The organism is Paenibacillus sp. 1SOY10 (assembly GCF_056836745.1).
Genome location: NZ_JBXENK010000001.1, coordinates 1157015 through 1170393 on the forward strand (window position 1 = coordinate 1157015; position 13379 = coordinate 1170393).

Consider the following 13379-nt stretch of genomic DNA (forward strand, 5'->3'; position numbering starts at 1 on the left):
CAGACAATCGCAGAAATTGACCATCAATCAGAAAATGGATATTATTGAAATAATAGAAATGCGCAGAGGTTGGTGGTGTATTTGAACTCTACAACCACGATACGTTCAATCCTGAATGACCATATGAAGCAGGAAGGTCTCAACCTGAACCAGTTCGCTCAACGGGTGGGACTGAATGCGGGCTCACTCAGCTCCATTCTGAACGGGCATAGAAATTTGACGATTGAGCAACTGGACATGATGACGGAAAGCTTCGGGCTCCATCGGGGCTTTTTTTATAGCCGGTATTTTGAAGAGCTCATTGCTGAGTCGACGCCTAATTGGCGACGGATCAAGCCTTTTCTGATCGCCTGCGCGGAGGTAGACAATGCGGAGTATTTCCGCAAATCCATCGGATTGCTGCTGGAGAACTTGATGTACTCTCAAGTGCTCTTTGAAGTAGCTGAGGATCTCTACCACAACAATAACAAGAAATTTGCTGCAATTATTTATGATGAAATTGCCTTTGGGGAGAAGAATCAGCATTCCGAGCGACTTGCCCTGTGCCAATACCGCTTGTTCCTCTGTAAGCTTGCGCATGATCAGGAAATGAACTACCAGGCTGCCGTACAGTTTGAGCTCTTCGTCGAACGATTAAGTGAATTTGACCAACTTGAAGCTCTCAAGGATTTAGCCAATACGTATCGCTCACTACGTCGATGGGACAAGGTGGAAGAAGTGGCCGAGCAACTTCTCAGGAAAGCCAAACATCAATATCAGAGGGGCGCCCGCCTGAAGCAGGAGGCCTTATCTGTAAAGCCGCTGTTCACCTATGTGGCTTATGCTTATCTCCTTCTTGGCAGTGTAAGTGAATCCAGACAGGATTACGATCAGGCCCTGCAATTTATCAAGCTATATGAGAACCTGAACTGGGTAAGGGAAAATGATGAGACTGCACTCCTATGGAAGGATAAATTCCAAGCCTGGGCCAAGATGAACACGATGGTGACCAAATTGGCCGCAGGCGATCCAAGCGTGCTTCCCGGTTACGTCTCGTACATGGAATCTCATGAGGATGAAATATGGCTATGCCTGCTCAATATTGTCACGGCTGCCAATCGTCACAACTACACCATTGATGATATTCTGGAACGAATTGAATATGCTTCGCTGCTCCATCAGCCAGAGTATGAAACAGATATCTATACGAAGCAAACCATTGATGAACGTATAGCCCGGTGCTACTACGAACTTGCCGCCTATTACCTCCATCGTGGTGCAACAGATCAGGGATTTAACCATTTAATAAAAGCTTTGGAAAAAGCATCTTCAATTAACGAAAAGAGCTGTATAATTAAGTGTGTAGGCTTATTTGAGAACTTCAGAGACGACAGCAATGGGAGCATAATAGAGACCTACAAAAAACTTATTCGAGAGGTGTATAGGAATGAAAGGTAAGTTAAGCGCTCTCTTATTAACGGTTTTTTCTCTAATTGTGATTTCTACCCCCTACATCCTTCGTCTCATGGATCATCATGGAGGAATGTAAGTAAGGCAACATGAACATACACAAATACAAATAAGACCAGTCCAAGACTGGTCTTATTTATGTCTTAATCCAGATTAACGATTCAGCAAGCTGCCCACATAACGGAGCAATTCATTGGCGCATACCGGGCAATATCCATGCTCGTCGATCAACCGTTTGCTGACCTCGTTGATACGCTTCAACTGATTTTCATCCGGTGTTTTCGTCGAAGTGGTAATCTTGACGATATCCTTCAGATCGGCGAACAGCTTCTTCTCAATCGCTTCTCTCAGCCGATCATGGTGATTGTACTCAAATTTCCGGCCTTTTCGCGAATAAGCGGAAATACGGATCAGAATTTCTTCGCGGAAAGCCTTTTTCGCATTTTCAGAAATACCGATTTGCTCCTCAATGGAACGCATCAGCCGCTCGTCAGGCTCCAGCTCTTCATCCGTCAGCGGATCTCGAATTTTAGTCCAGTTACAGAAAGCCTCAATATTATCGAGATAATTCTCGAACAAGGTTCGGGCCGATTCCTCAAAGGAATAGACAAATGCTTTTTGTACTTCCTTCTTGGCCAATTCATCGTATTCCCGGCGGGCAATACCGATAAAATTCAGATACCGTTCTCGCTCCTCCTTCGTAATCGATGCATGCTGATCCAGTCCGTCCTTGATGGCCCGCAGAATATCCAGTGCCCCCATGCAGTGCATATCCTGCTTGATCAGGGCGCTGGAAATGCGGTTGATCACATAACGAGGATCGACGCCGGACATCCCTTCGTCCAAATGCTCATTTTGCAGTTCCTTCAAGTCCGCATCCTTAAAGCCTTCCACTTCTTCCCCATCATATAGGCGCATTTTCTTCAACAGATCAATTCCCTGCTTCTTCGATTCTTTTAATCGGGTCAAAATCGAGAAAATCGCTGCGGCCCGCAGTGCATGTGGAGCGATATGAATATGTTTCATATCACTTTGAGCGATCAGCTTGGCGTAAATCTTCTCTTCTTCAGACACCTTGAGGTTATAGGGGATAGGCATGACAATCATCCGGGATTGCAAAGCTTCGTTCTTCTTGTTGGCAATAAAGGACCTATATTCCGCCTCGTTCGTATGGGCGATGATAAGCTCATCCGCACTAATGAGCGCAAACCTGCCGGCCTTAAAATTGCCCTCCTGGGTCAGCGACAACAAATTCCACAGAAACTTCTCATCGCATTTCAGCATTTCCTGGAATTCCATTAACCCCCGGTTGGCCTTATTTAGTTCCCCATCAAAGCGATAAGCCCGCGGATCGGACTCCGAGCCATATTCCGTAATGGTCGAGAAATCGATACTCCCCGTAAGGTCGGCAATATCCTGTGACTTCGGATCGGAGGGGCTGAATGTACCAATACCCACACGTTCGTCCTCCGACAGCAATACCCGCTCTACCCGCACATGTTCAATATCCCCGCCGTACTCTGTCTTGAGCCGCATCTGGCAGACCGGGCAGAGGTTGCCTTCGATTCTAATGCCCAGCGCCTGCTCAACCTCGGGCCTGAGCTCATGGGGAACCAGGTGCAGCGGGTCCTCATGCATCGGGCAGCCGGCAATGGCATATACCGCTCCCTTATCGGTTCGGGAGAATTTCTCCAGCCCTCGCTTCAATAAGGTGACCAACGTGGATTTACCACCACTCACAGGACCCATCAGCAGCAGAATCCGCTTGCGTACATCCAGCCGCCGGGCCGCCGAGTGAAAGTATTCCTCGACCAGCTTCTCAATAGCGCGATCCAATCCAAAGATCTCTTGCTCAAAAAATTTATACCTCTTTCGGCCATTCACTTCCTCTACACCGAAAGATTCAATCATTTCATAGACCCTGGCATGGGCGGTCATCGCGGGCGTTGGATCTTTGGCAAGCATTTCAATATATTGTTTGAATGTGCCGCTCCACGATAAGGAGTCGCTTTCCGCCCGGTAAGCTGCTATACGATCAAAAATGTCCATGTAAGGTACCTCCTCTACTCCCGCATAGGGGGTTCTCCTGCGTCCCCGACAACCTTCCATTCACGCTGATACCGATGGAGCTTCCACGATAAAAAGTGTATTACATACCTATGCGGCTTTTGGGGAGAAGTTGACCTTTTTCCCGATGAAAATATTCGTATGGAAAAAGTAGGAATTCCCGTTTATGCTATAATCTAATCGGATTATCGGAACAAAAAGGAGATTATGATGGCGGTACAACATGAAACGGAATTGTACGCTCCGTTAAAGGCTTTTTTTGAGGAGCGGGGATATAGTATCAAGAGCGAGGTGCGACATTGCGATCTGGTTGGTTTGAAGCCGGGCAGCGATCAGCCACTAATTGTGGAGATGAAGAAGACCTTCAATCTCCCACTGTTGCTGCAAGGTCTGGAACGCCAGCGTTCCAGTGCAGAGGTATATCTGGCTGTGGAGCGCAACCGGACCAAGAAGGGCGCCCACAACCAGCGCTGGAGCGAAATTACACTGCTCTGTCGGCGGCTGGGTCTGGGGCTGATCACCGTCACCCGCTACAAAACCAAGCCGGCCTTTGTGGAGATTTTGTGCTCCCCCGGCAACGAAGCTTTATACACTCCGGGACCGAAAGTCGTCAAACGGCGGGCGGAACGGCTGGTACATGAATTTAATGAACGCAGCGGTGACTATAATGTCGGTGGAAGTCACGCCACCAAGCTCGTCACCGCCTATCGCGAGAAGGCGCTACGCGTCGCATTGGCACTGCAAGAGGGTGGAGAAATGGCCCCGAGGCAAGTGCGCGAACGCAGCGGCGTTGGCACCGCTCCGGCCATCTTGCAGCGCGATTACTACGGCTGGTTCCACCGCAGCGGATACGGTCGTTATGTGCTGACTCCCGCTGGTGCAGACAGCCTGCGGGAATACGCTCATGTCGTAGATGCCTGGCGGCGTGAAATCGCCGTAACATCCCTGGATGTGGTGCCTGACGTAGCAGCGCTGGAGGGGAAAATGGCGGCAAAGGCAGATAAGTAACGTTTGCAAGCAAGAGCAGAGAAATGAATAAGGCATCGATGCTTGAGGCCGTGACCCGAAGGACACGTGAAATAGTGTGAATGCGGCTAGGCGGCTAGGCGGCTAGTCTGTGCCGCGCGCCGTGAACTCCGCGAGGGCGGCGGCGATGCGCGCCAGCCCTTCGCGAAGTATCGCCGGCTCGTGCGCGGCGATGTTCAGCCGGATGAAGCGCTCATCCGGCTCGTTCACGTAGCACAGCGTCCCCGGCAGGAACGCTGTGCCTTCCAGCAGCGAAGCACGCAGCAGCGCTTCGCTGGTGATCCCGGCGGGCAGGCGCAGCCACAGGAATAGCCCGCCGCCAGGATCTTCCACGCAGGCGCCGCGCCATGCTGGCGCCTGCAGCAGCGCAAGCGCCTGCGCGCGCCGCGCGGCGTATGCCGCCGCTGCCGCGGCCAAGGCGGCGCGGCCGTGCCCCGGCGGCTGCGCCAGCCAAGCGTGCAGCCGCCGCCCGCGCGCGGCAAGCTCCGCGGCGCGGGCGCTTGCGCTGCCCGGTGCTGGAACGCGGCGCAGCCGTTCCAGCACCTCCGCTTCGCTGCGCAGCCAGGCCAAGGGCCATGGCAGCCCCAGCGTGCGGTCCCAAGAGCCGATGCCGATCACCACGGCATCGGACAAGCCCTCCTGCTGCCGCAGCCGGTACAGCGAGGGCACCGCCCGCCCAGCCTCGCTAGGCTCGGTCGTCTGGCCCGGCCCCCGCTTCTGGCAGGCTCTCGCCCCCCCCACACTTCCTTCGCCGCTGTCCTCTGCGAAGAGCACAGCCCCTACCGTGTCATCCTCTACCACCGGCAGGCCAAGCTGCCCGCTTAGCTGAAGCAGCTCCAGCCTGCGCTCCCGGCTCCACACCCGCCCGGACGGGTTGGAATAGTGCGGCGTGATGTAGATCAGGTCCGGCATTTGCCCGGCCCTCCCGCACTTGCTCCGCAATTCGTCCGGCAACATACCGTCCCGGTCACAGGCCACCGGGACAGCATGAAGGCCGCGCTGCCTGATCAACTCCAGCGCCTCCGGGCTGGCTGGCGTCTCTACCAGCACCGTCCCTCCGTCCGGCACCATCGCCTTCAACACCAGACTCAGGGCCTCATCTGCGTGATCGGCCAGCAGCAATTGCTCGGGAGAGGTCCCCCCTCCCTCCGCTTGACTGTAAGCCCCGGCCAACCAGTTCAGCCAAGCTTCTTCCTCCGCTACCTCCTCTCCCGCAGACTTTAGTATTTTGGCTGTAACCCCGCCACCTCCGTCCCCCTGCGACCCCGCCAGAGAAATTAATGTCCCCTTTCGGAATTTCCCTTCAAGCTCCTGCGCAAAGTAATGCGGCAACGATTGCTTGAGCAGCTTTAGGCCCGGGTCCATCTTCATCGCCCTCCCTTTATCTTTACTTGGTTACGCCGATTGTACCCCGGGACAAATTCCCCCGACAACTACGCCCCTATTATTCATTTTGCATCTAGCAAGCAAATTTTAGCGAAAGCTGTCCTTTTTGCGAAGACTATGTCGCCATGATAGAATGGGAACTGCAAATAAACGTTTTGAGGTGATTTACCATGTCTAACTCTACGGAGCCTGCACCAGCTAATGAAATGAAGCGCAGCAGGAAATCGCAAAGGCCATCCGTAGCCATCATTATTATCATCTGGGTGCTCTTGATTGGCGCGGGGGCAACCGCAGCCTATTACTATAGCAATCATCTGAAACAATCGATGATAGACCAACTGGATGCCAAATGGCAAAACGAAACGGCCTTAATGAAAGAGGACTATACCTCCCAGCTCGCAGCTTTATCCGAAGAAGTGAAGCTCTTGCAGGGCAAGGTGGACACATTTAACGAATTGCTGGAATTCACGAAGGATAACAGCACGGAAAAAACGGACAACAGCAACAAGTTATATTCCCAGCTTAGCGAGGTCAAACAGCAGCTCGCCAAGCTACAGAAGCAGATGGAATTATTAAAATGATTACGCCTGTCAAGCAAGTCAACCGTTTCTTCCTGCTGGCTACCGGCCCCCTCATCGGACTGCTGATTGCTTTATTTATTGGAGGCGCCGCTATCGAATGGAACAATAGCCTGAACAAGTTGGCCCACGAAGCTGACATCTTTGAGACCACTGCCACAGTCTCGGCTGGACTGGACCAGGCAGAGGCCAACGCCAAAACGACCATTTCCTCCATTCGTGAAACAGCCGAATTGTATCATAAGACAACGATGACGATGAGTTCCATTGTGACTACGGCCAGAACCGCCGCCGGGAAGCCGGAAACGATCTATAACCGCCGGATTACGTCCAAGCTGGGAACGCCTTACCAGACGATCCAAAGCGACCGTATCCGAATTGAGTTATTTAAAGTTAACCCTGGCACCTACCGGGGTTATGCCATGAAGATTAAGCTCAAATCTCCGGATGCCATGAAGATGACGCTGGGCAAGGATAAGTTTGGCGGGTCCGAGACGACCAAGCAAGCCGTGGAGCGCTATAAGGCTGTGGCCGGAATTAATGCCGGGGGCTTTGCCGATTCCCGGGGAGTACGTTATCCATTAAGCACTACCATGCTGAATGGAAAATACCTGAACGGCTTTGAAGCCTCGTTCAAGGACCTGTTTTTTGTCGGCTTGAACAAATCCGGACAATTAATCGGTGGTAAATACCAGAAGCAGGAGGACCTGGATCGCGAGCAACCTTTATTTGGCGCCTCCTTCGTGCCGGTCCTGCTGCAAAACGGGAAGAAAACCACGATTCCACCGAAATGGCAAACCTCGCCCTTGCGCGCACCGCGTACAGTGATCGGCAACTATAAGGATGACCAACTGGTGGTGCTCATCATTGATGGACGGGATGAAAGTGGCAGTTCCGGCGCTACCCTGACCGAGCTTCAGGAGAAGCTTTGGAAGATGGGTGTGCAGGATGCCTACAATCTGGATGGAGGAGGTTCGTCCTCTCTGGTCGTTAATGGCAAGGTGGTCAACAAGCCCTCGGATGGTGCTCTTCGCCCGGTGCCTACCCACTTTCTCTTCTTCAAATAGCTCCTTCTTAATTTTGTCTATGAAATAAGTCATATTGTGATTTATTTTTAGAGGGTTGCCGGGTATAATAAGATAGAGGCATATAACGTGGAGGTGTTCGGTTTTGTCATTCTCTATAACGTTCTGGATCATTGCCCTTGTTCTGGCTATGATGATATGCGGTATTTTAACATCCTCGTACAACGACGATAAAACCAAAGGCCTGTAACCTAAATAAGCTTCCCCTAGGGGAAGCTTATTTAGTGTGGTACACTCATACGCCTTTAATCCTATTTAACGCCGCCCTGAATCTTCCGCAGACGACGAGTCTGGATCAGCATGTTCGCCTGCCTTTACTTACTAAGACAATTGATTCATTTCAACCAGGCATTGACTACAAATGGAACGGTCTTTAAAATCGCTGACATTCTCCATTGAACCGCAGAACACGCATTTTGGCCGGTATCTCTCCAAAATGATGTGGTCTCCCTGCACTAAAATTTCCACAGGGTCGCCTTCGTTCATTTGATATCTCTTTCGCAGCGACTTTGGTAACACAATACGTCCCAGTTGATCCACTTTTCGGACCACACCAGCAGGTTTCATAAAATGGCACACCTCTCCTGAAAAGAATAGTTATGTAGAAAAATAGAACCAAATACCTAATCTATTATATTTCGCTATTATTTTCAGGATTCCTGCTACATTTCGACGTTTTTAAAATGATTTTGACGAAATTCCTCGAATTTTTATAACATTCCCGGAAAATCAAGCTGCCGAAGGGCCTCGTAAACAATAATTGCCGCAGAATTCGACAAATTTAAGGAACGTACCTTGTCCGTCATAGGCATTCGCATGATCGTTTCCGGATGGGCCTCCAAAATTTCCGGTGCCAGCCCTTTCGTTTCTTTACCAAAGACAAAGAAATCCCCGTCCTGATAGGTGAAATCCGTATAGCGTTTCGTTGCCTTCGTTGTCCCGAAGAAGAACCGCCCTTCCGGATATTGCTCCTTCACTTCCTGGAAGGAATCATGATATTCGATATGCACCGCATACCAGTAATCCAACCCGGCACGCTTGAGCGTAGCATCATCTGTCCGAAAGCCGAGTGGACGTACCAAATGCAAATGAATGCCGGTAGCCGCGCAGGTTCTTGCGATATTGCCTGTATTTGCCGGAATTTCCGGCTCCACCAATACAATGTGTAAAGCCATGATGATCGAACTCCCCATCTTGAATCTATAATTGTTGTTGCCTGAACCCTACGTGTCCCATTATAGCAAATTAGCAGCCAACAGGAAAAAGGGGCCCAGGCAAAACAAACTCCACCACCGCGTTACTTCACGATGATGGAGTCTGCTACATTTATTTTGCAATTAACCGTGCGTTTTTTGGAATTGCGTCATAAAGTCAACCAGCGCTTTGACGGCTACGTAAGGAACAGCATTATATATAGAAGCTCTAAGGCCGCCAACACTACGATGGCCTTTAAGTCCTATAAATCCTTCTTTTTCGGATTCCTTAATGAACAGCTTCTCCAGCTCTTCGGAAGCGAGACGGAAGGTAACATTCATGATCGAGCGACTATCCGGCTCAGTACAGCCACGGAAGAACCCGTTACTTTCATCAATGAAGCGGTACAGCAGGTCAGCCTTCTCCCGGTTCTTCTGTTCAACCCCGGCAAGAGCACCCTGCTCTTCAATCCATTTGAGCACTTCGTTAACAATATAAATGGAGAAGGATGGCGGCGTATTATATAGCGAGTTGTTTTCAGCGTGCGTATCATACCGGAACATCGTTGGCAGATGCTTCGGAGAATTTTGCAGCAATTCCTCACGGGCAATCACTACGGTTACGCCGGACGGGCCGAGATTCTTCTGCGCTCCCGCGTACACCATGCCGAACTGCGTCAGATCAAACGGACGACACAGAATATCACTCGACATGTCAGCAATCAACGGAACACTTCCGGTATCCGGGAATTCGCGGAACTGAGTTCCCTCAATCGTCTCGTTGGAAGTCAAATGCAGATAAGCCGTATGATCTGGAAGGCTCAGGCCACTTAAGTCAGGCATACGCATATACTTGTCCTCTTCGGAAGAGCCCGCAATAAATGTATCACCGATGAGCTTTGCTTCTTTAATCGCTTTATTGGCCCAACTGCCTGATTTCACGTACCCCGCTGTTTTCCCTTCAGTCAGCAAGTTCATCGGCAGCATGGCAAATTGAGTGGATGCCCCGCCTTGCAAGAATAACACCTTGTAGCCGGACGGATTGCCCAGCAGCTTCAGCAATCGGCTGGACGCTTCATTATGAACTGCCTCATAAACGGCCCCCCGGTGCGACATCTCCATAATTGACATGCCTGTTCCGTGAAAATCGACAAACTCTGCTTGCGCCCGCTCCAGTACCTCCAGCGGCAACGCAGCCGGGCCAGCATTAAAGTTAAAAGCTCTGTTACTCATTTCTCCCCATCCCTTCGGTCACATTTCATGTATGGTTTCGATATAGTTATCGATTATCATAGCAACTAATCCTTATCCCATCAAGCAGTTATTTCGCAAAAAGGCCATCCGTTTACAGAAATGACACATTAACGCTTTATTTAAATGAAGATAGTTAAAATAAACCCGCCAAACGGCCTATAGACCGCGGCAGGTTTATCCTTTTTTCAAACTTATTCGACTATTATCCCTTGACCGCTCCTTCGGCAATCCCGGCAAAAATATATTTTTGCAGCAGCAGATATATGACGATTGTCGGAATCAATACTATGACAATGGCAGCCGATAGTTGACCAAAATCCGAGGACCGCTGACCCACGAAGGTCATTAGTGCCGTAGACAGCGTGTGCAACTCCTTGGACGGCATATAAAGATAAGGAATATACATGTCGTTCATGATGTCCACGGCTTTGATAATCGCCAGCGTAGCCGAGGCGGGCAGCAGCAACGGGAAGATGATCTTCCGGTAGATGGTTAAGTAAGATGCGCCGTCGATCATTGCACTCTCATCCAGTTGGCTGGAGATCTTCTCAATGAATTGCAGGAAGATGAAGATTTGCAGCAAATCCGTTCCCGCGTAGATTAACAATGGGGCAAATATCGTATCATACAGCCCCAGCGATTTAATGATCTGAAAGCGGGATACCTCTGTAGTATAGAAGGGAATAACCATCGCCACCATGAACATAGCCATAATTAGCTTCTTTACCCTGAAGTCAAAGCGATTCAGAATGTAAGAGGTCATCGAGCCGAGCACCGTGTTCAGAATGACGCTGACCACAACCAGAACGGCCGTATTTCGAAATCCCACCAGCATGTTCCCCGTTTTGAAAGCGGTAATCAGGTTGCCGAACTGCCATGATTCCGGCAAAGCAAGCGGCGAGGATTTCATCAATTCCGGGCCAGTTTTGAACGCTGTGAATACGCTGATCAGTACCGGGAACAGAACGATGGCACTGATTAGAATAAAGAACAGATAAACCGGGACGCGAGACGACATCCGTCTAATCATTTATTCGTCCCCCTTCCCGCCAAGCAGCCTACTCTGTATCATGCTGAACGCAATAATCATAAGCATCAACATGACAGCCAGTGAAGAGGCTAGACCATAATTGTTGTATTTGAATGCCGCTTGAATGGTATACACCGTGAACGTGCTACTTGAAGTTCCCGGCCCGCCCTGGGTCATGAGGAATGGTATATCAAATACTTGCAGAGCCCCTCTGACATTCAGGAAGAGCACGATCTCAATAACTCTGCGGATACCCGGGACGGTAATGAATCTGAATTTGTGCCAGCCGTTAGCACCGTCAATCGTAGCTGCCTCATACAGGTCTTGGGGTACTGACTGTAAGCCCGCGAGGAACAAGATGACGTGAAAGCCGCTGAAACGCCAAAGGGATACCGCTACCAGTGAATAATTGACCACGTTCGGATCACTAAGCCAGCTTTGGATCAGGCCTTCCAGACCCGCCGCTCCCAAGAGCGCATTCAGCGGACCATTGATCGGATTATATAGATAGCTGAAAATATAAGCCACAGCCACTCCATTCAAGATGTAAGGCATGAACACGATGGAACGGAAGAAGCGGCTTGCGCGAATCTTTTGATTAAGCAAAACAGCAACCATAATTTCAATAGGAATGAAGACCAAATGCATGATGAAATACAATAAGTTGTTGCTAAGCGCATCCCAGACCCCTTCTGTCCGAAATGCCATTGCATAATTTTTTAGCCCTACATAGCTGAACGATTCCGAGATGCCGTTCCAGTCCGTCAAACTGAACTGAAACAGCTTCAAGGTAGGATACAGCAGAAATAACATCAACAAGCCCACCGGTATAAACAAAAATCCGAAGATCACCAGTTTCTTTTGCAGATTATAGTTCATCTCTTCCACTTCCTTTTATATCAGGCGGCCCGATATATCCTATTTATTCTTTCTGGCTTCCGTCCACTTCGCATTCAAATCCTTAACGATATCATCTACCGACTTGCCCGCCATCATCTCTTGCCCCAATGCCTTCACGTCAAGTTGAATCGCATTGGACAATTCCGTGTAGGTTGTATCACCCGGAATATAAATGAAGTTCTCAGGCTGATGCTCCCCATAGAAGGACTTGAGGAATGGTACCTCCGATTCAACTCCCTCAAAGGCACTATCCAGTTGAGCCGCATTGAGATACTCCTTATAGACCTCTGGAGAATAGAACCACTCCATGAATGCCTTCGCTTCCTCAGGATGCTTCGATGTGCTGCTAATACCGTAAAAATGGTCGGTGAACATCATTAACTTGAGCGGGGTATCCTCATTAGGTCGGTACGGCATCGGGAAAGCCGCCAAATCATCCAGATTGCCAGCCTTGCCTTGATAAGTGGGCACGAACCACAGGCCCGAGGCCATAATGGCTGCCTGCTTGGAAATAAACAGATCATTCGCTTGGTCAGCCCCAATGCCCAGCGGGTCTGGGCCCATAACACCGGCATTATACATTTCAGCAATTTGCTGATAGGCCTGATAGAATGGGGTGCCTTCTCCAAACGGCGTATCTTCTTTGGCCAAGTCACTCAAATAGTTCTCATTGTCTGACAAGATATGTGGCAGAAATTCATTGAAAGGATAGTCTGGCCAGGCGTCCTTACCGCCCATGGCGTACGGGATGTACGTGCCATCTTTCTTGATAGCCGTCAACACTTCCATGAATTGAGGCCAGGTCGTAGGCACCTCCAGGTTCAATTCCTCAAAGATGCTCGGATGATAATACACTAGTTCAGGGAAAGACACCGAAGGAATCGCCAGCACTTTCCCGTCAATAGCATAGGTCTTGGCGTATTTATTGGTAGTTACAACTCCTACATCATCCAGCGGAATAAGCTGTTCCTTGAAGTCGGCCAGCCAGTTCGGCTTCAGTTCCATAACATCGGGGAGTGCCCCGCCGCCGGCCCGAACCTTGATCGCCTGCAAATAATCGCTATCGCTCTTGAACGATTCAACCTCCACGCTGACATCGGGATTGACACTGCTATATTCCTTGACCTTCTCAGTGACAAAGGTAATAAAATCATTATTGGAGTCCCACATGGCCATCTTCAAAGTGACCTTCTCCCCACTGCCCTTGGTCTCCTTGCCTTCCTGTCCTCCATTTTGTGCTGCTGGTGTATTCCCACCGGAGCAGCCGGCAATGACCGTAACCAGCAACATGCAGGTAAGCAGCCAGCCTGCCCATTTCCCTCTGTTCATCGTTTGACCTCCCTTATATACTCGCAATATGAATCCGTTTACAAATTCATTATATTTTCTTTGATTACGCTTTCAATTATCT

At 50.0% G+C, this 13379-nt stretch carries 12 protein-coding genes; 4 read left to right on the forward strand and 8 right to left on the reverse strand.

The window, feature by feature from the left end; translation table 11 throughout:
- Nucleotides 1-81: 81 nt before the first annotated feature.
- Nucleotides 82-1437, forward strand: a complete 1356-nt coding sequence (locus tag AC1VOR_RS05360) for a helix-turn-helix domain-containing protein (protein WP_482616256.1) — start codon at nt 82-84, stop codon at nt 1435-1437.
- 165 nt (nt 1438-1602) lie between these two features.
- Here the strand turns inward: AC1VOR_RS05360 and AC1VOR_RS05365 are convergent, their stop codons facing one another.
- Entirely contained in the window at nt 1603-3498 is a 1896-nt protein-coding gene (locus AC1VOR_RS05365) for a PrkA family serine protein kinase (RefSeq protein ID WP_482616257.1), read from the reverse strand.
- Between the two features lie 228 nt (nt 3499-3726).
- On the opposite strand from AC1VOR_RS05365, the gene AC1VOR_RS05370 reads away from it, so the two are divergent.
- The gene (locus AC1VOR_RS05370) at nt 3727-4524 is read left to right on the forward strand and encodes a DUF2161 family putative PD-(D/E)XK-type phosphodiesterase (protein ID WP_482616420.1); all 798 of its coding nucleotides are present in this window, start codon (nt 3727-3729) and stop codon (nt 4522-4524) included.
- A 102-nt stretch (nt 4525-4626) separates the two neighbouring features.
- Here AC1VOR_RS05370 and AC1VOR_RS05375 read toward each other — a convergent pair whose 3' ends face one another.
- Nucleotides 4627-5913, reverse strand: a complete 1287-nt coding sequence (locus AC1VOR_RS05375; RefSeq protein WP_482616259.1) for an aminotransferase class I/II-fold pyridoxal phosphate-dependent enzyme — start codon at nt 5911-5913, stop codon at nt 4627-4629.
- 185 nt (nt 5914-6098) lie between these two features.
- Between AC1VOR_RS05375 and AC1VOR_RS05380 the strand changes: the two genes are divergently transcribed.
- The gene (locus AC1VOR_RS05380) at nt 6099-6509 is read left to right on the forward strand and encodes a hypothetical protein (RefSeq protein WP_482616260.1); all 411 of its coding nucleotides are present in this window, start codon (nt 6099-6101) and stop codon (nt 6507-6509) included.
- Nucleotides 6506-7573: a phosphodiester glycosidase family protein gene (locus AC1VOR_RS05385; RefSeq protein ID WP_482616261.1), complete on the forward strand. Its 1068-nt coding sequence runs from the start codon at nt 6506-6508 to the stop codon at nt 7571-7573. Before AC1VOR_RS05380 ends, AC1VOR_RS05385 begins: the two co-directional genes overlap by 4 nt.
- A 339-nt stretch (nt 7574-7912) precedes the next feature.
- Here AC1VOR_RS05385 and AC1VOR_RS05390 read toward each other — a convergent pair whose 3' ends face one another.
- From AC1VOR_RS05390 to AC1VOR_RS05415, 6 genes are all read right to left on the reverse strand, one after another.
- On the reverse strand, nt 7913-8158 hold the full coding sequence (locus AC1VOR_RS05390) for an AbrB/MazE/SpoVT family DNA-binding domain-containing protein (RefSeq protein ID WP_482616262.1): 246 nt from the start codon (nt 8156-8158) through the stop codon (nt 7913-7915).
- A 143-nt stretch (nt 8159-8301) separates the two neighbouring features.
- The gene (gene trmL, locus AC1VOR_RS05395; protein WP_482616263.1) at nt 8302-8766 is read right to left on the reverse strand and encodes a tRNA (uridine(34)/cytosine(34)/5-carboxymethylaminomethyluridine(34)-2'-O)-methyltransferase TrmL; all 465 of its coding nucleotides are present in this window, start codon (nt 8764-8766) and stop codon (nt 8302-8304) included.
- Nucleotides 8767-8928: 162 nt separating this feature from the next.
- Nucleotides 8929-10017 (reverse strand): 3-phosphoserine/phosphohydroxythreonine transaminase, encoded by a 1089-nt coding sequence (gene serC, locus AC1VOR_RS05400; RefSeq protein ID WP_482616264.1) that lies wholly within the window; start codon nt 10015-10017, stop codon nt 8929-8931.
- A gap of 223 nt (nt 10018-10240) precedes the next feature.
- Nucleotides 10241-11068, reverse strand: coding sequence for a carbohydrate ABC transporter permease (locus AC1VOR_RS05405; protein WP_059051731.1), 828 nt, complete (start codon nt 11066-11068; stop codon nt 10241-10243).
- Nucleotides 11069-11947 (reverse strand): carbohydrate ABC transporter permease, encoded by an 879-nt coding sequence (locus AC1VOR_RS05410; protein WP_482616266.1) that lies wholly within the window; start codon nt 11945-11947, stop codon nt 11069-11071.
- 39 nt (nt 11948-11986) lie between these two features.
- Nucleotides 11987-13297: an ABC transporter substrate-binding protein gene (locus AC1VOR_RS05415; protein WP_482616268.1), complete on the reverse strand. Its 1311-nt coding sequence runs from the start codon at nt 13295-13297 to the stop codon at nt 11987-11989.
- Nucleotides 13298-13379 lie beyond the last annotated feature (82 nt).

What these genes read in the sequence shown, in the direction of transcription:
- AC1VOR_RS05380 (WP_482616260.1), top strand. Translation starts at nt 6,099, where the DNA reads ATGTCTAACTCTACGGAGCCTGCACCAGCTAATGAAATGAAGCGCAGC.
- AC1VOR_RS05385 (WP_482616261.1), top strand. Translation starts at nt 6,506, where the DNA reads ATGATTACGCCTGTCAAGCAAGTCAACCGTTTCTTCCTGCTGGCTACC.
- trmL (WP_482616263.1), bottom strand. Translation starts at nt 8,766, where the DNA reads ATGGCTTTACACATTGTATTGGTGGAGCCGGAAATTCCGGCAAATACA.
- AC1VOR_RS05370 (WP_482616420.1), top strand. Translation starts at nt 3,727, where the DNA reads ATGGCGGTACAACATGAAACGGAATTGTACGCTCCGTTAAAGGCTTTT.
- serC (WP_482616264.1), bottom strand. Translation starts at nt 10,017, where the DNA reads ATGAGTAACAGAGCTTTTAACTTTAATGCTGGCCCGGCTGCGTTGCCG.
- AC1VOR_RS05390 (WP_482616262.1), bottom strand. Translation starts at nt 8,158, where the DNA reads ATGAAACCTGCTGGTGTGGTCCGAAAAGTGGATCAACTGGGACGTATT.
- AC1VOR_RS05405 (WP_059051731.1), bottom strand. Translation starts at nt 11,068, where the DNA reads ATGATTAGACGGATGTCGTCTCGCGTCCCGGTTTATCTGTTCTTTATT.
- AC1VOR_RS05410 (WP_482616266.1), bottom strand. Translation starts at nt 11,947, where the DNA reads ATGAACTATAATCTGCAAAAGAAACTGGTGATCTTCGGATTTTTGTTT.
- AC1VOR_RS05375 (WP_482616259.1), bottom strand. Translation starts at nt 5,913, where the DNA reads ATGAAGATGGACCCGGGCCTAAAGCTGCTCAAGCAATCGTTGCCGCAT.
- AC1VOR_RS05415 (WP_482616268.1), bottom strand. Translation starts at nt 13,297, where the DNA reads ATGAACAGAGGGAAATGGGCAGGCTGGCTGCTTACCTGCATGTTGCTG.
- AC1VOR_RS05365 (WP_482616257.1), bottom strand. Translation starts at nt 3,498, where the DNA reads ATGGACATTTTTGATCGTATAGCAGCTTACCGGGCGGAAAGCGACTCC.